General features: G+C 39.6%; 17 protein-coding genes. 8 read left to right on the top strand and 9 right to left on the bottom strand.

Annotated features, from left to right (window positions below):
* Nucleotides 1-258 precede the first annotated feature (258 nt).
* Both SJY45_RS13670 and SJY45_RS13665 read left to right on the top strand, forming a co-directional pair.
* The gene (locus SJY45_RS13670) at nt 259-1,149 is read left to right on the top strand and encodes a RimK family alpha-L-glutamate ligase (protein WP_400071399.1); all 891 of its coding nucleotides are present in this window, start codon (nt 259-261) and stop codon (nt 1,147-1,149) included.
* A 41-nt stretch (nt 1,150-1,190) separates the two neighbouring features.
* Nucleotides 1,191-2,180: a succinylglutamate desuccinylase/aspartoacylase family protein gene (locus tag SJY45_RS13665; RefSeq protein WP_400071397.1), complete on the top strand. Its 990-nt coding sequence runs from the start codon at nt 1,191-1,193 to the stop codon at nt 2,178-2,180.
* Nucleotides 2,181-2,442: 262 nt separating this feature from the next.
* On the opposite strand, the gene SJY45_RS13660 is transcribed toward SJY45_RS13665, so the two are convergent.
* Both SJY45_RS13660 and SJY45_RS13655 read right to left on the bottom strand, forming a co-directional pair.
* A complete protein-coding gene (locus tag SJY45_RS13660; protein ID WP_303404752.1) occupies nt 2,443-2,832 on the bottom strand; it encodes a DUF2721 domain-containing protein in 390 nt (129 codons plus the stop codon).
* A 2-nt stretch (nt 2,833-2,834) separates the two neighbouring features.
* Nucleotides 2,835-3,809, bottom strand: coding sequence for a ThuA domain-containing protein (locus SJY45_RS13655; protein WP_400071395.1), 975 nt, complete (start codon nt 3,807-3,809; stop codon nt 2,835-2,837).
* A gap of 111 nt (nt 3,810-3,920) precedes the next feature.
* On the opposite strand from SJY45_RS13655, the gene SJY45_RS13650 reads away from it, so the two are divergent.
* Nucleotides 3,921-5,078 (top strand): methionine aminotransferase, encoded by a 1,158-nt coding sequence (locus tag SJY45_RS13650; protein ID WP_400071393.1) that lies wholly within the window; start codon nt 3,921-3,923, stop codon nt 5,076-5,078.
* A gap of 367 nt (nt 5,079-5,445) precedes the next feature.
* Here SJY45_RS13650 and SJY45_RS13645 read toward each other — a convergent pair whose 3' ends face one another.
* The 5 genes from SJY45_RS13645 to SJY45_RS13625 form a co-directional block, all read right to left on the bottom strand.
* The gene (locus SJY45_RS13645; RefSeq protein WP_400071392.1) at nt 5,446-6,099 is read right to left on the bottom strand and encodes a 3-oxoacid CoA-transferase subunit B; all 654 of its coding nucleotides are present in this window, start codon (nt 6,097-6,099) and stop codon (nt 5,446-5,448) included.
* Between the two features lie 51 nt (nt 6,100-6,150).
* A complete protein-coding gene (locus SJY45_RS13640) occupies nt 6,151-6,852 on the bottom strand; it encodes a CoA transferase subunit A (protein ID WP_215436540.1) in 702 nt (233 codons plus the stop codon).
* Nucleotides 6,853-6,965: 113 nt separating this feature from the next.
* On the bottom strand, nt 6,966-9,317 hold the full coding sequence (locus SJY45_RS13635) for a penicillin-binding protein 1A (protein WP_400071391.1): 2,352 nt from the start codon (nt 9,315-9,317) through the stop codon (nt 6,966-6,968).
* Nucleotides 9,318-9,320: 3 nt separating this feature from the next.
* Complete coding sequence (locus SJY45_RS13630) at nt 9,321-9,806, bottom strand: gliding motility lipoprotein GldH (protein WP_400071389.1); 486 nt, start codon at nt 9,804-9,806, stop codon at nt 9,321-9,323.
* Nucleotides 9,799-11,049 carry a regulatory iron-sulfur-containing complex subunit RicT gene (locus tag SJY45_RS13625; protein WP_215436549.1) on the bottom strand — a complete coding sequence of 417 codons (1,251 nt, stop codon included), beginning with the start codon at nt 11,047-11,049 and terminating at the stop codon, nt 9,799-9,801. The genes SJY45_RS13630 and SJY45_RS13625 overlap by 8 nt, the downstream gene beginning before the upstream one ends.
* Before the next feature lie 176 nt (nt 11,050-11,225).
* Here SJY45_RS13625 and SJY45_RS13620 point away from each other — a divergent pair, with 176 nt between their 5' ends.
* Nucleotides 11,226-12,395, top strand: coding sequence for an MFS transporter (locus SJY45_RS13620; protein ID WP_400071387.1), 1,170 nt, complete (start codon nt 11,226-11,228; stop codon nt 12,393-12,395).
* A gap of 3 nt (nt 12,396-12,398) precedes the next feature.
* On the opposite strand, the gene SJY45_RS13615 is transcribed toward SJY45_RS13620, so the two are convergent.
* Both SJY45_RS13615 and SJY45_RS13610 read right to left on the bottom strand, forming a co-directional pair.
* A complete protein-coding gene (locus SJY45_RS13615; protein WP_215913368.1) occupies nt 12,399-13,430 on the bottom strand; it encodes a rhodanese-related sulfurtransferase in 1,032 nt (343 codons plus the stop codon).
* 20 nt (nt 13,431-13,450) lie between these two features.
* Entirely contained in the window at nt 13,451-13,603 is a 153-nt protein-coding gene (locus tag SJY45_RS13610; protein ID WP_215913369.1) for a hypothetical protein, read from the bottom strand.
* 341 nt (nt 13,604-13,944) lie between these two features.
* Between SJY45_RS13610 and recA the strand changes: the two genes are divergently transcribed.
* The 4 genes from recA to SJY45_RS13590 all read left to right on the top strand — a co-directional run bounded on the left by recA (nt 13,945) and on the right by SJY45_RS13590 (nt 17,825).
* Entirely contained in the window at nt 13,945-14,952 is a 1,008-nt protein-coding gene (recA, locus tag SJY45_RS13605; RefSeq protein ID WP_215436558.1) for a recombinase RecA, read from the top strand.
* 144 nt (nt 14,953-15,096) lie between these two features.
* Complete coding sequence (locus tag SJY45_RS13600) at nt 15,097-15,522, top strand: hypothetical protein (protein WP_400071384.1); 426 nt, start codon at nt 15,097-15,099, stop codon at nt 15,520-15,522.
* Between the two features lie 76 nt (nt 15,523-15,598).
* Nucleotides 15,599-16,171: an RNA polymerase sigma factor gene (locus tag SJY45_RS13595; protein ID WP_215436564.1), complete on the top strand. Its 573-nt coding sequence runs from the start codon at nt 15,599-15,601 to the stop codon at nt 16,169-16,171.
* A gap of 55 nt (nt 16,172-16,226) precedes the next feature.
* On the top strand, nt 16,227-17,825 hold the full coding sequence (locus SJY45_RS13590; RefSeq protein ID WP_400071382.1) for an outer membrane beta-barrel protein: 1,599 nt from the start codon (nt 16,227-16,229) through the stop codon (nt 17,823-17,825).
* Nucleotides 17,826-17,878 lie beyond the last annotated feature (53 nt).

The raw sequence follows: 17,878 nt of genomic DNA, 5'->3' as shown, positions 1-17,878 counted from the left end.
TATAATAAGTTGGAGTTAGTTTAAAGACTGTAGACAAAATTAGGGCATAAGCTTGGCTTTAACAAACTTTGAGTCTCTTTAGTAAAGTATTTAGAAACGTTTTAAGCAAGGCCTCCACGCCTTTCTCCAGATTTTTTAACTTCCCGATTAGATTTTAAAATAATATACTTTATTCTTCAATTTTTAACTTCCAGTTTCCGCATATCCATTTTTTGAACGATATTAAGGTCTTAAATTACCACAGACTTATATTTTAATATGGATATTGGCCTCCTTTCAGTTAGTATGAATGTCTACTCAACTCGTAGAATAGCAGACGAAGCCAAAAAATTAGGGCACTACATAGAATGGGTAGACCATACCCAATGTTCCGTAAAAATTAGTACAGCCCAACCTCAGGTACTTTTTCGTCAAGAAAACATAATAGACGCTTTTGATGCTATTATACCCCGTATAGGCTCTAAGGTCACCAACCATGGCGTAGCCGTTGTTAAGCAATTTGAAATGAACAAAGTGTTCAGTACCGCGCACTCTACAGGTATTTATAAAGCAAGAAACAAGGCCAAAGCGTTACTTTTACTATCCAACAAAGGAATTCCCGTACCCGAAACCCTCCTTTCCATAGACCCGGATAATATTGAACAACAAATTGAACTTCTTGGTGGCGCACCCCTTATCATTAAACTAGAAGAAGGTACACATGGCCTTGGGGTTATTTTAGCGGAAACCAAAAAATCGGCAAAATCCATTATAGACACTTTTTACAAAATGGGAACCGGCATTTTTATGCAGGAGTTCATTGAGGAAAGTAAAGGCGAGGATATTCGGGTTTTTGTAGTTGGCAACAAGGTTGTGGCCAGTATGAAACGTACCAGCGGAAAAGACGAGTTTCGCTCCAATTTACACCGTGGTGGCAGCAGCCAAGCCGTAAAACTCTCCCCCAAAGAAGAAGCAATGGCAATAAATGCCACTAAATATATTGGTTTAGGCGTATCGGGCGTAGATTTGATACGTTCAAAAAAAGGTCCGTTACTTTTAGAGGTAAATGCTTCACCCGGATTGCAGGGTATTGAAGCAGCAACCGGAGTAAACGTTGCCAAAGAAATTGTACAGTTTGTAGAACAAAATTGCCTTAAGAGAAGACGATAACCTCTTATACTCCAAGAAAAAAAAGAACATCACAATACCAAATGGAAAACAACAAAACCATAACTATAGAAGGCGAAAGCGTTAAACCTGGAGAATCCAAATTATTAAACATTAGTATTGATAGGTTACCTACCGGGACTTTAATTGACATACCGGTGTATGTATTTAACTCAAAAAAACCGGGCCCTACACTCTTGGTACAAGCCGGCCTTCATGGCGATGAGATAAACGGTATTGAAATTGTACGGCGAATGTTGACCGAAAAACGATTCAATATTACCAGTGGTGCCGTAATTGCAGTGCCTATCCTAAACATTTTTGGATTTATCCATTATTCCAGAGATGTTCCTGATGGAAAAGACGTAAACCGAAGTTTTCCCGGTTCTAAAATTGGCTCCATGGCCGGCCGAATTGCATATCACTATACCTCAGCAATTCTATCTCAAGTAGATTATGGGATAGACTTGCATACAGGAGGAGGACAACGGCACAATTTTCCGCAAATAAGGTATACCGAAAAAGATGAGCAAAGCGAAGAACTGGCAAAGGTATTTAATGCTCCCATTTCCTTTTCATCCAAGCTGATAAAGGGCTCGTTTAGGAATGCGGCCTTTCAAATGAAAATACCTACAGTGGTCTTTGAAGCAGGGGAAAGTATGCGGTTTGACAATCACGCTATTATTGAAGGAATGCAAGGCGTCCTCAATGTAATGAAGCACTTTGATATGATAGCGACTATTGAACCCAAATATATTGAACGGAACAATACGGTTCATTTGGGCAGCAGGAAGTGGTTACGGGCTCCTACCGCAGGAATGTTCGTTCCAAAAATAGAAAACGGCAGTAAAATCAAAAAAGGACAGGTATTGGGTATTGTATCCGGACCCTATGCCAAACGGAGCAAAATAGTAAAAGCCCCATTTGACGGTTTGGTATTTTGCATCAATCACCAGGCTGTGGTCAATAGAGGAGATGCACTTTTCCATATTGGCATTCCTACTAACGAAGGTGTCATACAAGCTGATAGATGAAGTGGTGTTTATCCCATTTAAACTATGCTTCACCGAAACATCAAAAAAGTAATCTCTCAGAATTTAAGAAACGCCTACAAAAAAAACCGACTAAGCAGTTTGTAAGCTATCCCTCTAATCGGAAAAAGCCTATAATATATGACGTTCATCTAAGATTGAACAACAAAAAACGGGACTTAACTTTAGCAGGAACAATTTCTTCTATACCTTTTACAAATCAGTTAGTCGGTTTCTTAACGTTTTAAAATCCGGTCGTGAATTTCTATTTTTCCATATCCTCTAGTTGAATTTCGAGGGCTTTTGTAGAGAGTTGAACTTCTATTAAAGAGAGCACCAAAGAAAGCATAAGGGCCAAAAGGCTGATTCCAAAAACAAGGTTGGCCCAGAAACTCAATTCAACATAAATTAAGCTCATTGTTATAACGGCCAACAAGAAACTAAAAATTGCCGTTGCCTGCATATTCTTTATTATAGATAAGCGTTTACGCAATTTTTTAACCTGCAAAGCAATAGCGGGCGACGACGTTTCTTCATACTTCTGATGAAGTTGCCGGATCAATGCGGCAATAGCCAAATACCTTGCGTTATACGCCAACATGGTTAATGATATGGCCGGGAAGAGTAGCGCCGGTATACTTAATGTAAGCTCCATGGCTATTTTACAAACTTTCTAGAGCTTGTTTTATCGGCTGTTGGAAAATCTTCGGGAATGGATTGAGTCACATTACCCGTAGCAGCCCATTCTGCCCCTCTAAGCATACTGGTCATAAAACCTACGCATTCCACGGAATAATCTACATGCCCCATGATGTTATGAAATATACGGCCTTTACCGTACTCCAAAGTCATTAGCGCAGGCTCATGTCTACCTGTTCCTTTGTTTTCAGGGTCTGAATAAGCCGTAGCCAAAACGGTCATGTTTTCCGCAGGACCACGTAAACTGTTATATAACTCATCTTTGGTATGCAACCACACTTTTGGCATTCCTTTGGTTATTGGATGGTCTTCCCTTATTTGAATCTGGTACTCACTTTGTGGACCGTGGGCACCGGCATTTCCGGGCGAATTATCACGTATAAGCTTACCGGCATCATTATAATATACGTAGGGTCCGTCTTTTTCCGTACGGTCTCCCCAACCGCCCAAACCGATCATTTGATTGTAGGCTTCCCATTCAGGAAAAGAATTATCAGCAGCATGGAAAACCACTAGTCCGCCTCCTTTTTTGATGTATTTTTCAAATTTCTTCTGAGTGGCTTCCGGCCATGGAGCGGCGTTCCACCCAAAATTACAAATGACCAAATCATACTTTGAAAAATCAGGATTGTAATTTGGGTCCATTTGTGGTTTCTCCTTTGCTTCCGTTTTTGGAAGATTTGCAATAGGAAACTCAGAAATAAACTCATCGCCTTTCCATGTAAATGCTGAACGAGCCACCTCAACAGTGAATAACCCTGTATTCTCCATTTCGGTCTTCAACATATACGTAATCTTGGGCCACTCACCATGGTTGTTTTGACCATCAACGATAAGCGTTTTTATCTTTTTTGATGAAGGTGTTTGGGAAAAAACGGTATTTGACACAAAAACCATAGAAAGTAATAAAACTAAAGTTCGAAAATTACGCATATCATATATTTTGGATGCATAAATATAAGGGATTGTAGTTAAGTTTGGAAAAAAAGAAAAAGTATGTGCCTTATAAAGTTGTAAATTGAAATCTTAACCTAACAGTACCGAATGACACCCTCTAATTTGAGATTTTCATCTAAACTTCCGAACGCAAAAACCACAATTTTCACTACGGTTGGAAATTTGGCGCGCAAACATAATGCGGTAGACCTCTCCCAAGGCTTCCCGAATTTTGAAGTAGATGAGAAGTTAAAAAGTTTGGTTACGGATGCCATGGAAAGCGGGCACAACCAATATGCCGCCATGCAGGGGTATTATGGGCTGCGAGAAATTATCTCACAAAAAATTGAAACGCTCCATAACAGATCATACCATCCTGAAACCGAAATTACCGTTACGGTAGGAGCCACACAAGCCATATTTACGGCAATTACTGCATTTGTTAACCAAGGTGATGAAGTAATTGTGCTTAAACCCGCATACGACTGCTACGAACCGGCAATTACATTAAACGGAGGGATTCCTATCTATGTACAGTTAGATGCCGATGGCTACAGCGTAGATTGGGAGAAGTTTAAGAGCAAACTTTCCCAGAAGACCCGCATGGCGATTATAAATACTCCCCACAACCCCAGCGGACGCATTTTTTCCAAACAGGATATGTTGCAACTACAAGAAATATTAAAGCCCACCAACTGTATTGTTATAAGTGATGAAGTCTACGAACACATTGTTTTTGATGGAAACGAGCACCAAAGTGCTTCTCGCTTTGAAGATTTGGCACGGCGGAGTTTTGTCTGCGCCTCCTTTGGTAAAACTTTTCATGTTACCGGTTGGAAAATTGGCTACTGTGCCGCGCCTCAGGAATTAATGCATGAATTTAGAAAAACGCATCAGTTTGCAGTGTTCTGTGTGGATCACCCTGTACAACGTGCCATGGCAGCATATTTAAAAAATGAGGAACACTATTTGAGCTTACCTTCATTTTATCAGAAAAAACGAAACTTATTTTTGGATGGACTAAAGGACTCCAGATTTAAATTTAAACCCTCCCAAGGCACCTATTTTCAACTTTTAGATTATACTAAAATCACAAATGAGAATGATGAGGATTTGGCTAAGCGCTTGATTATTGATTACAAATTGGCCAGTATCCCTATCTCATCCTTTAATATGAAGAACAGGCAAGATGGTGTTTTACGGTTTTGTTTCGCTAAGAAAAACGAAACGCTGGAACGGGCCCTGGAAATCCTTAGGTTACTATAACCCAAATTTTACAATTCAAAAAAACAAGGCATAAAAAAAGCGGCCTTTGGGTGAGCCACTTTTTCTAATTTCTTTTTCAAAAGCTTTACAGCATAAATAACTTTCTTGTCAGCATTACGATTCCGCTGAAAAAATCATTCTTGTACACTTGAATTTCTTCTGTAGTTCGGTTAATTTGGGCTTCCATAGGTTGTAAGTTTTGGTAAAATCGGATTTGGGATGCGACTTTCGATTAATAACACCATAAAAATAACACCTAAGCCCGTGCTAAAAAAAAACTTGTTGTGAAGTAGCAATATTCTGTTGTAAAGGACCAAACAAGATATATTTGCCTAGAAAATACAGCGAAAAAAGAAAGAGATTTTACTTACAAAATCATTTCAGGAACTTCTCCTTCAACAATTAACGCTCCCTCCGTTGCTTTTTTGATCTCGTCAACAGTTACACCAGGTGCACGTTCCAACAGTTTAAACCCTTTTTTGGTAACCTCGATCACCGCCAAATTTGTAACGATCTTAGTAACACATCCCACGCCCGTTAGTGGCAAACTACACTTTTTTAGAAGCTTGGATTCACCTGCTCTGTTCGTGTGCATCATGGCTACGATTATGTTTTCGGCGGAAGCTACCAAATCCATAGCACCCCCCATACCCTTCACCATTTTTCCGGGAATTTTCCAATTGGCAATATCGCCATCTTCCGAAACTTCCATCGCACCTAAAATAGTAAGGTCTACATGTTGACCGCGAATCATTCCAAAACTGGTAGCCGAATCAAAGAAAGAGGCTCCGTTAAGGGTAGTAATAGTTTGCTTTCCGGCATTTATAATATCTGCATCCTCTTCTCCATCAAACGGAAAAGGCCCCATGCCTAGAACTCCGTTTTCGCTTTGAAACTCTACATTTATATCATCTCTCACAAAGTTGGCCACCAAAGTAGGTATCCCGATTCCTAGATTTACGTAGTAACCGTCTTTAACTTCTTTTGCTATTCGCTTTGCGATTCCGTTTTTATCTAACATAATGGTAATTTGAAAATGTGTTGATTAGAGAATTAAAAATTCCAAATCGCTTTAATGCTTCGCCCTAACCGTTCGTTGTTCAATACGCTTTTCATAATCTTTTCCTTGAAAAATACGTTGCACGAATATTCCGGGAATATGAATTTGATTGGGATCCAATTCACCTGCCGGCACAAGTTCTTCAACTTCGGCAACGGTAATCTTGGCCGCTCCACACATACAAGGGTTAAAGTTTCTGGCCGTACCCTTAAAAATCAGGTTTCCGGCTTCATCTCCCTTCCATGCTTTTACGAATGCGAAATCCGCTTTAAAGGCTTCCTCAAGCACATACATTTTTCCGTTAAATTCTCTGGTTTCCTTACCTTCTGCTACTTCCGTACCATAACCGGCAGGCGTATAGAATGCAGGGAATCCGGCTTGTGCCGCACGGCATTTTTCGGCTAACGTACCCTGCGGAGTTAGCTCCACTTCCAATTCGCCACTCAGCATTTGCCGTTCAAACTCTTCGTTCTCACCTACGTAAGAAGATATCATTTTTTTTATCTGATGTTTATGAAGCAATAACCCTAGCCCAAAATCATCTACCCCGGCGTTGTTGGAAATACAAGTAATATTCTTAATGTTGGATTCAACAAGTGCGGTAATGGCATTTTCTGGAATTCCGCAAAGCCCAAAACCGCCCAGCATAAAGGTCATCCCGTCTTGAATGCCTTGCAAGGCTTCTTTTACATCTGCTACTTTCTTAGAGATCATACTTAAGGAATAAAAGATTTCTGTTGGAGTCAAGTTACAATTTTTAAACGAAATTGCCCGTGACTTTCAGTGAAAGTCACGGGCAATTAAAAAGCCTAAATTTCTTTTATGGATTAGAAGTCCAAATCATCCAAATCATCATCTAACCCACCATCATCATCTTCGTTTTCACTATCTTCTACGACTTTAGTACAGTCAACATTAATGGATAAATTTTTAGGTTTTTCAAACTCGCCATCAGAAATTCCTAAATTTTTATTTTCATAGTTTTTCTTCATGTACAGCCCCCAGATAGGCAATGCCATAGATGCTCCTTGACCGTATGCAATGGATTTAAAGTGTGTTGATCTTTCTTCACCACCAACCCAAACGCCCGTGACCAAGTTAGGTACCATTCCCATAAACCAACCATCACTTTGGTTTTGTGTCGTACCTGTTTTACCCGCAATAGCATTTGTAAATCCGTAAGGGTAACCTGTAATAATTTCTTTATAAACAGTAGAATTCTTTCTCCCCGAATGCCTAAGGCGTGTTCCCGAACCACCATGGGTAACACCTTCCATTAGGTTTACCATGGCATAGGCCACGTCCTTACTTAATACATCTTTGGTTTCAGGCACATACTCATACAATACCGTACCATTCTTATCTTCAATACGCGTAACCATAACAGGTTTAACATATACTCCTTGGTTGGCAAAAGCTCCATAAGCCCCTACCATTTCGTAAACATTAGACTCCGGAGTACCAAGTGCTATGGATGGTACTTCTAAAATTTCTCTTTTGAGTCCTAAATTTTTAATAATAGAAACTACCGATCGCGGCCCCACCCTATCTATTAATTGCGCCGTTACTGAGTTTACCGAATTTGCCAAAGCATCTTTTAAGGTCATATCCTCACCAGAGAACTTACCATCTGAATTATCCGGGCACCAAGCTTCCATATTTCCATGTTTTCCCGCTTCAATACAATATTGAGTATCCGGCAAGGTTTCACATGGCGAAAGACGCAATTGATCAATGGCCGCGGCATAAACGAAAGGCTTAAAAGTTGAACCTGCCTGTCGTGAACCTTGAATAACATTATCGTATTGAAAATGCCTATAGTCAATTCCACCAACCCAAGCTTTTACATGTCCTGTTTGGGGTTCCATAGACATCATAGCCGCCCTTAAAAAGGTTTTATAATACCTGATCGAATCCATTGGAGTCATAATGGTATCGCGTTCACGACCATCACTATTCCAATCGAAAACCGTCATCTCTGTTTTTTTGGTGAAAGATTCACGTATTACCTTTTCAGACTTCCCTTCATCTTTCATTTTTCGCCATCTAGAAGAGTTTTTCATGGCCCGTTCTAGAATACGGTTGATTTGAGATTTATCCAAGTCCAAGAATGGGGCCGTAGGGTTTCTATCAGGCGTATTTTGGTGAAAAAATTCATTTTGAAGATTAGCCATATGTTTACGTACAGCGTCTTCGGCATTAGCCTGCATACGTGAATCTATAGTCGTGTAAATTTTAAGTCCGTCCAAATAAAGATTCCATTTGTCCCTACCACCTTCTAAAGCTGGCTTAGGGTTTTTGGATATCCAGTCGTTCATGAAACCCTGTAGGTACATTCTAAAGTAAGTAGCCAAACCTTCTTTATGTGATTCTGGATTAAAATTAATATCCATCTTCAAGGCTTGTAACGAATCTTTTTCCTGTTCCGTGATGTAATCGTATTTAGCCATCTGACCCAGAACGGTGTTTCTTCGGTTTTTAACCAATTCTTCCCTTCTGATCGGATTAAAATAGGATGAGTTCTTAAGCATACCTACCAATACGGCAGACTCCTCCGTTTTTAACTCTTGTGGCTCCTTACCAAAATAGATTTTTGCGGCAGACCGTATTCCATCTGCATTATTAAGAAAATCATATTGATTAAGGTACATGGCAATGATTTCCTCCTTGGTATATTGTCTTTCCAAACGCGTGGCCAGAACCCACTCCATTACCTTTTGTTTGATGGTCTCAAATTTGTTCTTAGACCGTACCCCTACAAAGAGTTGACGAGCCAGCTGTTGTGATATGGTACTAGCACCTCCTTTTTTTCCTAAATAAGCAAAAGCTCTAAGCGTACCACGGGCATCTATTCCTGAATGATCATAAAAACGGGCATCTTCCGTGGCCACAAGCGCATTTACCAAATTTTGGGGCAGGCTGTCATAGGGCACAGGTGTGCGGTTATCATCCAAGTAGAATTTACCCAATGTCTTTGCATCCGAAGAAATAATTTCGGTAGCCAAATTGGTCTGCGGATTTTCTAGGTATTCGTATTCGGGCATCTCTCCCAAAAGTCCCCAAGACGCAGACAAAAATATCAATACAACTAACAGAATACCTGAAATAAACAGGATCCAAAACCATTTGATGTATTTAAAATACCCATTGGTCTTTTTCTCTTTAACAACCTTGGCCATACCTTACTCGTTACTTTTTTCTATTTCAAAACCGACGTCTGTTACGCCTTTTAAATTTTCAACACCGTTAACACTACCATTTTTTCTCATGGCGTGCCAGACCCGTAAATTATATACGCCAGAAGATGGAAAAACGATGTTTTCCCTATACCATAATTTATTTTCCTTGATACTACCGTAGCCCTTTCCCAACCATGTACCATCCGGTAACGCCATTTCATACTCCAATGTATCCTTTACCGTTTCTCCGGAAGGATATTCCAGTTCCGCTATCAAGAACAGGTTGTTGTAGGGAAAAGTAGCATCATTACGAACGGTAATGAACATGTTATGTCTTTGGGTGGTATCTATCTCGGTAAAAGAAAACACAATATTATCCGTCTTGTTCCAGACCCCACCTTTAGTTGCCTGAAATTCTGACCTGACCAAATTGTCATTGCACGAAAAACACAGTGTTGCCACAGCAAGAACCAGTAAGAGCCTAGCCATTATTTTGCTGTCTTTTAGGATTATTGTTTCTCCTTCTTTTATTTTTAGGAGGGTTTGTGTTACCCGTTTTAGCCCCTTTATTTTTATTGGTATTGCCACTGTTACTTTTAGCCTTGCTTCTCTTACGGTTTCTATTTCTAGATGATCTTTTAGGTCTATCAAAACGCGTTAGGCTATCTTGCCCCACAACATTCTCGAACACCTTCTCTTCCTTAACGAAATTATCTATCGTATATTCCTCTAGGCTGGCAACTTTTTCTCTCTTTTTGTTTTTTTCCAGAATTTCCTGCACTTGCTCCTTGGTTAAAGTGTGCCAATTTGATGGATCTTCTTTGTAAGAGAACCATAGCATCCCTTTAAAAATATCTGTTTTTTGACAAAACGCGAGGCCTTTTTCCGTAAACAATTTAGTGTCCTGAGACGGAAAATCCTTTAAGGCATCTAAATACATATCTAGCTCATAGTTTAGACAACATTTGAGCTTTCCGCATTGTCCTGCCAATTTTTGTGGATTTAACGATAACTGTTGATAACGCGCCGCAGAAGTACTTACGGACCTAAAATCCGTGAGCCATGTAGAGCAGCATAATTCCCGTCCACAGGAACCTATACCACCCAAACGTTGGGCTTCTTGGCGATACCCTATCTGCCGCATCTCAATTCTAATACCAAATGCTTTGGCCATATCCTTGATCAACTGCCTAAAGTCTACGCGATCTTCGGCCGTGTAATAAAATGTGGCCTTTGAACCATCTCCTTGAAACTCAACATCCGAAATTTTCATCTGAAGTTTCAAAATAATGGCAATTTCCCGTGCGCGCTTTTTTATTTCCTCTTCGCGGTCACGGCATTTTTGCCATTTATCAATATCGTTTTGAGATGCCTTACGATGAATCCTTGGAAGGGTTTCATCTTTGTGATCAACCTTTTTACGCTTCATCTGCACTTTAACCAATTCACCAACAAGGGTAACCATGCCAATGTCATGACCGGATTGTGCCTGTGTTGCCACAATATCACCTATTGAAATGGATAGGTTTTCGGTATTTCTAAAGAATTCTTTTCTACTGTTCTTAAATCTAACTTCAACGCAATCAAACGGCTTTTCACCATTAGGAAGCGACATGTTGGAAAGCCAATCAAAGACGGTTAATTTATTACAACCATCGGTACCACAAGTTCCATTATTCTTGCAACCACGAGGTTGTCCGTCCTTACCGGTCGAACAACTGCTACAGCCCATATATTATATCTTGGTTTGGCCTAAACGGGGGTTTTTGGCCAAATAGGGTTCGTACTAATTTTATATGTAAAGGTACTAAATTTTTAATGTGATAGAAAGTTATCTCAACTTACGAAGGTTCTTCGTTCCTTTGCACCAAATTTGTCTTCCTTTAAAAAAAACTAAGATCCCTTTTCATGGAAAAGCAAAAAACGCTAAGTAATACCGTTCTCTATCTCATGAGCCTCTCCGCAGGTTTGGTAGCTGCGAACCTCTATTACAACCAGCCTTTGCTCCATATGATTTCCGTAAGTTTTGGAGTTAGCGAATCTGCCGTGAGCAATGTGGCCGTGTCCACTCAATTGGGCTATGCGTTCGGGTTGCTGTTCGTTGTTCCGCTGGGCGATATGGTTTCCAGTCAAAAAATATTGAAAATAGATTTTATACTGATGCTGCTGTCCTTATTGGCCGCTGCATTTTCCACCTCTTTATGGCTACTGGTCGTTTCCAGTTTTTTTATAGGATGTACTTCTGCCCTACCGCAATTGTTCGTTCCCATGGCCGCACAGTTGTCCAATGCGGAAAATAGAGGGCGTGCCATAGGCATAGTGATGAGCGGGTTGCTGATCGGCATTCTTGGAAGCCGTGTAATTAGCGGGGTTATTGGGGAGCAGTTTGGCTGGCGTACCATGTACTTTGCGGCTACTGCAATGATGTTTGTTTTATTTGTGGTGTTAAAATATAAATTACCGAAAGTAGAACCGGTGTATGAAGGTCGTTATTTAGATCTAATGAAGTCCCTTGTGCATTTCTTTAAGACCGAACCTCCTTTGCGTCTTGCCGCATTTAGAGGCGGACTTTCATTTGCCGGATTAAGTGCCTTTTGGACCACTTTAGTGTTTCTGATGGAAGATAATTTTGGCTACGGAAGCGGCATTACCGGAACTTTTGGACTGATTGGTATTGTTGGTGCCCTAGCGGCCACAGTAGTGGGAAAACTAAGTGACCGAATGAGCAAAAACCTGATCATAATTGTATCTACCCTAATTTTGATTCTTTCTTGGGTAGTATTTCTATTTTCCCATCATTCTATCATTGGCATTGTAGTAGGTGTTATTATGGTAGACCTTGGACAACAATCGCTCCATATTGCCAACCAGAACATTATTTTCTCCAGGAACGAACATGCCAGAAACAGAATAAATACCGTGTACATGGTCATTTTCTTTCTGGGAGGTGCCCTAGGCACAATTTTAGCCGCCTTTGCATGGTTGCATTACCAATGGACAGGTGTATCTGTCCTGGGCCTTACACTTTCAATAGTTACGTTATTGGCCCATTTGATATATGGGGACAAGAAAATTTAAAGTCTACTTTTTAAATTTGAGCACTTCTGATCGCCCCTTTTTAAAAATTTTGTTGCTAGCCCCTTTTCCCTTGCGTAACTTTTTCTGTTCTTCATAGGGTAAAGCATTTATTTCTTGGCAACTATCCGAACAGCAATTGTCCATATTTTTCGCACATTCATCACATTGAATGAACAATAGGTGACATGCTTCATTAGCGCAGTTTACATGATTGTCGCAAGGCTTGCCGCATTGGTGGCAATTGGCGATAACATCGTCCGTAATACGTTCGCTACGTCTATGGTCAAAAACAAAATTCTTTCCTAAAAATTTATTCTCAAGTTTTTTATTCTCTACCTGACGGGTATAGTCAATAATTCCTCCTTCTAATTGGTACACCTGTTTAAAGCCTTTGTGCTTGTAGTAGGCACTTGCTTTTTCGCACCGTATGCCACCGGTACAGTACATGACCAATTTTTTATCTTCTTTATGGTCTGCCAGGTCTTTCTCAATAATATCCAAAGAATCTCTAAACGTATCTACATCTGGGGTAATGGCATTTTTAAAGTGACCTATTTCACTCTCATAATGGTTACGCATGTCTACCAAAATGGTATCCGGGTCTTCAATAAGTTCATTAAATTTTTCCGCTCCTACATGAATACCCTTATTGGTAACATCAAAAGTGGTATCATTTAGACCATCTGCAACAATTTTGTTCCTAACCTTAACTTTCAACTTCAAGAATGAAAGGTTATCCTGTTCAATAGCTATGTTTAGGCGTACATTCTCCAAAAAGGTAATGCTATCCAAATGGGCCTTAAAACGTTCAAAATTTTCGGCCGGAACGGATAATTGCGCATTTATACCTTCGTTGGCAACGTAAATACGGCCAAGAACGTCTAGTTCGTTCCAATTTATAAAAAGGTGATTTCGGAATATTTTCGGGTTACCGATCTGTGCATATTTGTAGAAAGAGATAGTCAAACGTTCTTGACCGGCTTCTTCAATAAGAGCTGCCCTTTCTTTTGCACTTAAGTTATTGTACAGTTGCATGCTATACCAATGTTTTAAGTTTATAAAGAATTTTCTAAGTCCGCAAAGATAACAATTATAGATAATTCTTTTCCACGGGCAGAATTTGGGCCGCCAAACCTCCTAAGCCATAAAAAAAGAGCCTTGATAAAATCAAGACTCTTTATTGACCATTCCATTTTTTTCTTTTTCATAGCATCTTTAAAATACATAAAAAAGGAAGTGGCCACCATTGCTCCCTAACACTAAAAAGGGAAGCTTGTTTGAGTTAGTTTCCGATTACAATCGGAACAGTATTTTTAATAAGATACCAAACCAACCTAAAAGTTGCGTTAAGGAAACAACTATTTTAACAAACACTTATCCCTTAGACGTATACCAAGCTTTAGCCTTACAGCATTTATCAATTATTTTAAAAAAAACACTGTATTGCATATCCTCTAAAAACATAAGCCCCATTTTCAGAAAATGAACTTAAGAACTGGCATTATGATAAAAGAAATGCTAATTTAGCATCCCTTAAAAAAAAGAAAATATGAGCTCGGAAAAAGATGCAAAACTAAAAGCCCTAAAGTTAACCTTGGATAAGTTGGACAAGACTTACGGAAAAGGTGCCGTAATGAAGATGGGCGACAGCGTAGTAGAAGATGTTGAAGTAATCCCATCCGGTTCATTAGGTCTTGATATAGCCTTGGGCGTTGGCGGTTATCCAAGAGGTAGGGTAATTGAAATTTACGGTCCTGAATCATCAGGTAAGACCACTTTGACCTTACACGCCATTGCCGAAGCCCAAAAAAATGGGGGCATTGCCGCATTTATTGATGCTGAGCACGCTTTTGACCGTTTTTATGCGCAAAAACTTGGTGTAGATATAGACAACCTTATCATTTCTCAACCGGATAACGGGGAACAAGCTTTAGAAATAGCCGATAACCTGATTCGTTCAGGCGCGATTGACATTGTTATTATTGACTCCGTTGCCGCATTGACTCCTAAAAGTGAGATAGAAGGTGAGATGGGAGATTCCAAAATGGGTCTTCATGCAAGGTTAATGTCTCAGGCATTACGTAAACTTACCGGATCTATAAGCAAAACCAATTGTACGGTTATTTTCATTAACCAGCTACGTGAAAAAATTGGGGTAATGTTCGGTAATCCAGAAACTACCACAGGTGGAAATGCCTTAAAATTCTATGCTTCGGTTAGACTAGATATTCGTAGATCTACACAGATCAAAGATACGGACGGAGGTGTTCAAGGGAACAAGACCCGAGTAAAAGTCGTGAAAAACAAAGTAGCTCCACCATTCAGAACAACGGAGTTTGATATTATGTATGGTGAAGGAATCTCTAAGGTTGGTGAAATCATTGATCTTGGTGTTGAATATGAAATCATCAAGAAAAGCGGTTCATGGTTTAGCTATGGCGATACCAAACTAGGGCAAGGCCGTGATGCCGTAAAATCCCTATTACTGGACAACCCAGAACTTTTTGAAGAACTAGATGCAAAAATCAGGGCGGCCATAAAAGCGCTGAAAGAATAAACTAAAAGGGCCTACCTTATTGTTACGCCGCTAATAGCAACGATTAACCGTTGTTTTTAGCGGCGTAACTCTTTATTGCTAGTATAGAACCACTCCACGCAACCCTTGTCCGTATTTTTCATCTAGTAAATAAAATGCATTACCATGAAATCATTCCTTAAACTTTTTGGTTTAGCCTGTGCACTTGCTCTTGCATCTTGTAGCCTTAATGATGACGGCGTAAATTTTCAATATACATCACTCAATATTACCGGAGCAAGTTTACCGGATACATTTGAACTAGGACGCGTATACAATGTAGATGTAAACATCCTAAGGCCAAATGATTGTACGCTAATGGACCAGTTTGATGTAAAACGTTCGTTTACGGACTCTACCCAAATTAGAACCATATCCGCAATTGGTATTATACTGGGCAAAGAGGAATGTATTGAGATGAACGACAGTCTGCAGGACGCTTTTCAATTTGAAGTACTTTATACCAAACCGTATATTTTTAGATTCTATACTGGCGACGATTCCGCAGGAGAACCTGAATTTTTAGAAATAGAAGTACCTGTAAAAGAATAATTATCTTTAACCTTAGTCATTCACTATTTCTAAAAAACAAGCACGTAGTTTACATGCTTTAATAATACAATGTCAATTGGGTCTAGAAGAGCTCATAATTAACTGTAAGAAAGGAAACAGACAGGCACAGGAACAATTGTACCGGGACTATTCCCGTACGTTGTTCGGTATCTGCCTTAAGTATTCCCGCAACCGAACGGAAGCAGAAGACAACCTACACGACAGTTTTATGGTTATCTATGAAAAAATTGGACAGTTTAAACACAAAGGCTCTTTTGAAGGTTGGTTAAAACGTATAACCGTAAACACCGTTCTTCAAAAATACCGTAAGGAGGAACATTTAAGCTTAGTAACTGAAAATACTGAGGAAATAGAACCAGAAGTAGATGGGGATTATGAGAACCTAAGCCTGGACACCTTGTTAAAACATATTCAGGAGCTTCCAGACAAATACCGTCTTACGTTTAACCTATATGTTCTTGATGGATATACCCATAAAGAAATAAGTGAACTTTTAGGTACCTCCCAAGGCACCTCAAAAAGTAATCTGGCCAGAGCCAGAAACCTATTAAAAGAAAAAATAGAGATTACAAAGAATAAAGCCATCATTGGCCTGCTCATCTTCCTTTTGATAGGATTTTGTGTATGACCCTTGAAAATAGTACATCAAAAAAACAAAATACCAAGTACCTAAGCATTGCATAATGAGTAAAAAAAATATAGATAATCTGTTCCAAGAGAAGTTTCGCGACTTTGAGGAAGTTCCGGGCGATAGAGTCTGGAACGCCATTGAGGCTTCTTTGGACAAGAAGAAAAAGAAAAGGGTCATTCCTATCTGGTGGACTCTGGGTGGTGCAGCGGCAGCTTTGGTCATTGCGCTTTTGGCGTTCTATCCAACCTCTCCACAAACCATAGATTCCAACGGTATAACCAATACTGATGAAAATGAAGAGCTACCGGACAATAGCAAAAAAAATACCAATGAGTTTATTTTAGAATCGTCCGAAAAGGAAAGTAATGTAGTTTCTTCCGATGCTAAAATTGACCCAGAAAAAAAGCAGAATGTTGAATCCTATTCCAACACTCAAGAAAATGGTGACCCCCAAAGTTCAAGCTTAGAAAAAGATGAACAGACCGTAGAAAAGCGCACGCTTAAAAATCAGAATGTTATACCGTCTAAAAGCACAGAGTTAGCTCAGAGCAACAAAACTAAGGATGCTTTAAAAACGAAAAACGAGATTAGACAACAGGATAAAAGCCCAACTGATTCCAAACTTGTAAGTAATGAGACAGGTGTTGATTCGCCTGACACAGCTGACTCCCCGACAAATCAAAAAACAGGTTCTACCATTAGAGATAAAATGGAATCTACAGATTTGGCAAAGGCCGAACAACAGGGTTCTGTAAACCTTAAAACAAATAAGAGCGACGTGCAAAACTCGGTTTTACATACTGAAGTAGCCGAAAGCAACACAGACTTACCCAAAAAATCTTCCCAGGAAAAGAAATCCATTTTTGATGAGATTAAAGCCAAAGAGGAAATTGCAACTGCAGAAAAAACGGGCCGTTGGTCCGCAGGGCCCAATGTTGCACCAGTGTACTATAATGCTATTGGCGAAGGTTCACCGGTCAACTCCATTTTTAATGAGAACTCAAAATCCGGTAACACCAATTTTAGTTACGGCCTTACCGTGGCCTATGCCCTAAACGATAAATTGAGCATTCGCTCAGGAATAAATAAAGTAGACTATGGGTACGACACCAACGATGTTGGCTTTTCATCTACCTTGCAAGAAGCTTCAACTGACAAACTAAAGAATATTGATTATGCCAGTACTGCAAAAAACATAGTAGTAACGAGCCAAAACAGTAATTTTAACAGCTTGTCCAATTCGGATGCCATGTTTGCCTTTGAAGTGACCAACGCCAACACCAATCAACGAAACGGGACTATGGCACAACAATTTGGATATCTAGAGGTGCCTTTGGAGTTAGATTACGCGCTAATTGACCGTAAGTTTGGATTAAATATTCTGGGCGGTGTTAGTTCGCTGTTCTTAATAGATAATTCCGTGACCTTAACTTCTGGCGAACTAACTACAGAAATAGGTGAAGCCAACAACATAAATTCTGTAAACTTTAGCACCAATGTTGGGTTTGGTGTCAATTACAAGTTCACACCAAAAATACGTTTTAATGTAGAGCCGGTTTTTAAATATCAACTGAATACCTTTTCAGATGTATCCGGAGATTTCAGGCCTTTTTCGATTGGGGTATACAGTGGTCTCAATTTTAAATTTTAAAGGCTTACTGTACAAACAGTTTCTAAAGCGGAACTATTCTTTTATCTAAACTG

Origin of the sequence: Zobellia russellii (assembly GCF_044597075.1) — a bacterium.
GTDB lineage: Bacteria > Bacteroidota > Bacteroidia > Flavobacteriales > Flavobacteriaceae > Zobellia > Zobellia russellii.
This window is presented reverse-complemented; position numbering and strand designations above follow the sequence as displayed.

Bases quoted from the DNA above. Each gene is read 5' to 3' on its own strand.
- SJY45_RS13640 (WP_215436540.1), bottom strand. From the start codon at position 6,852: ATGATCTCTAAGAAAGTAGCAGATGTAAAAGAAGCCTTGCAAGGCATT.
- recA (WP_215436558.1), top strand. From the start codon at position 13,945: ATGAGCTCGGAAAAAGATGCAAAACTAAAAGCCCTAAAGTTAACCTTG.
- SJY45_RS13590 (WP_400071382.1), top strand. From the start codon at position 16,227: ATGAGTAAAAAAAATATAGATAATCTGTTCCAAGAGAAGTTTCGCGAC.
- SJY45_RS13600 (WP_400071384.1), top strand. From the start codon at position 15,097: ATGAAATCATTCCTTAAACTTTTTGGTTTAGCCTGTGCACTTGCTCTT.
- SJY45_RS13620 (WP_400071387.1), top strand. From the start codon at position 11,226: ATGGAAAAGCAAAAAACGCTAAGTAATACCGTTCTCTATCTCATGAGC.
- SJY45_RS13625 (WP_215436549.1), bottom strand. From the start codon at position 11,049: ATGGGCTGTAGCAGTTGTTCGACCGGTAAGGACGGACAACCTCGTGGT.
- SJY45_RS13630 (WP_400071389.1), bottom strand. From the start codon at position 9,806: ATGGCTAGGCTCTTACTGGTTCTTGCTGTGGCAACACTGTGTTTTTCG.
- SJY45_RS13610 (WP_215913369.1), bottom strand. From the start codon at position 13,603: ATGAAAAAGAAAAAAATGGAATGGTCAATAAAGAGTCTTGATTTTATC.
- SJY45_RS13670 (WP_400071399.1), top strand. From the start codon at position 259: ATGGATATTGGCCTCCTTTCAGTTAGTATGAATGTCTACTCAACTCGT.
- SJY45_RS13665 (WP_400071397.1), top strand. From the start codon at position 1,191: ATGGAAAACAACAAAACCATAACTATAGAAGGCGAAAGCGTTAAACCT.
- SJY45_RS13635 (WP_400071391.1), bottom strand. From the start codon at position 9,317: ATGGCCAAGGTTGTTAAAGAGAAAAAGACCAATGGGTATTTTAAATAC.
- SJY45_RS13660 (WP_303404752.1), bottom strand. From the start codon at position 2,832: ATGGAGCTTACATTAAGTATACCGGCGCTACTCTTCCCGGCCATATCA.
- SJY45_RS13615 (WP_215913368.1), bottom strand. From the start codon at position 13,430: ATGCAACTGTACAATAACTTAAGTGCAAAAGAAAGGGCAGCTCTTATT.
- SJY45_RS13655 (WP_400071395.1), bottom strand. From the start codon at position 3,809: ATGCGTAATTTTCGAACTTTAGTTTTATTACTTTCTATGGTTTTTGTG.
- SJY45_RS13645 (WP_400071392.1), bottom strand. From the start codon at position 6,099: ATGTTAGATAAAAACGGAATCGCAAAGCGAATAGCAAAAGAAGTTAAA.
- SJY45_RS13650 (WP_400071393.1), top strand. From the start codon at position 3,921: ATGACACCCTCTAATTTGAGATTTTCATCTAAACTTCCGAACGCAAAA.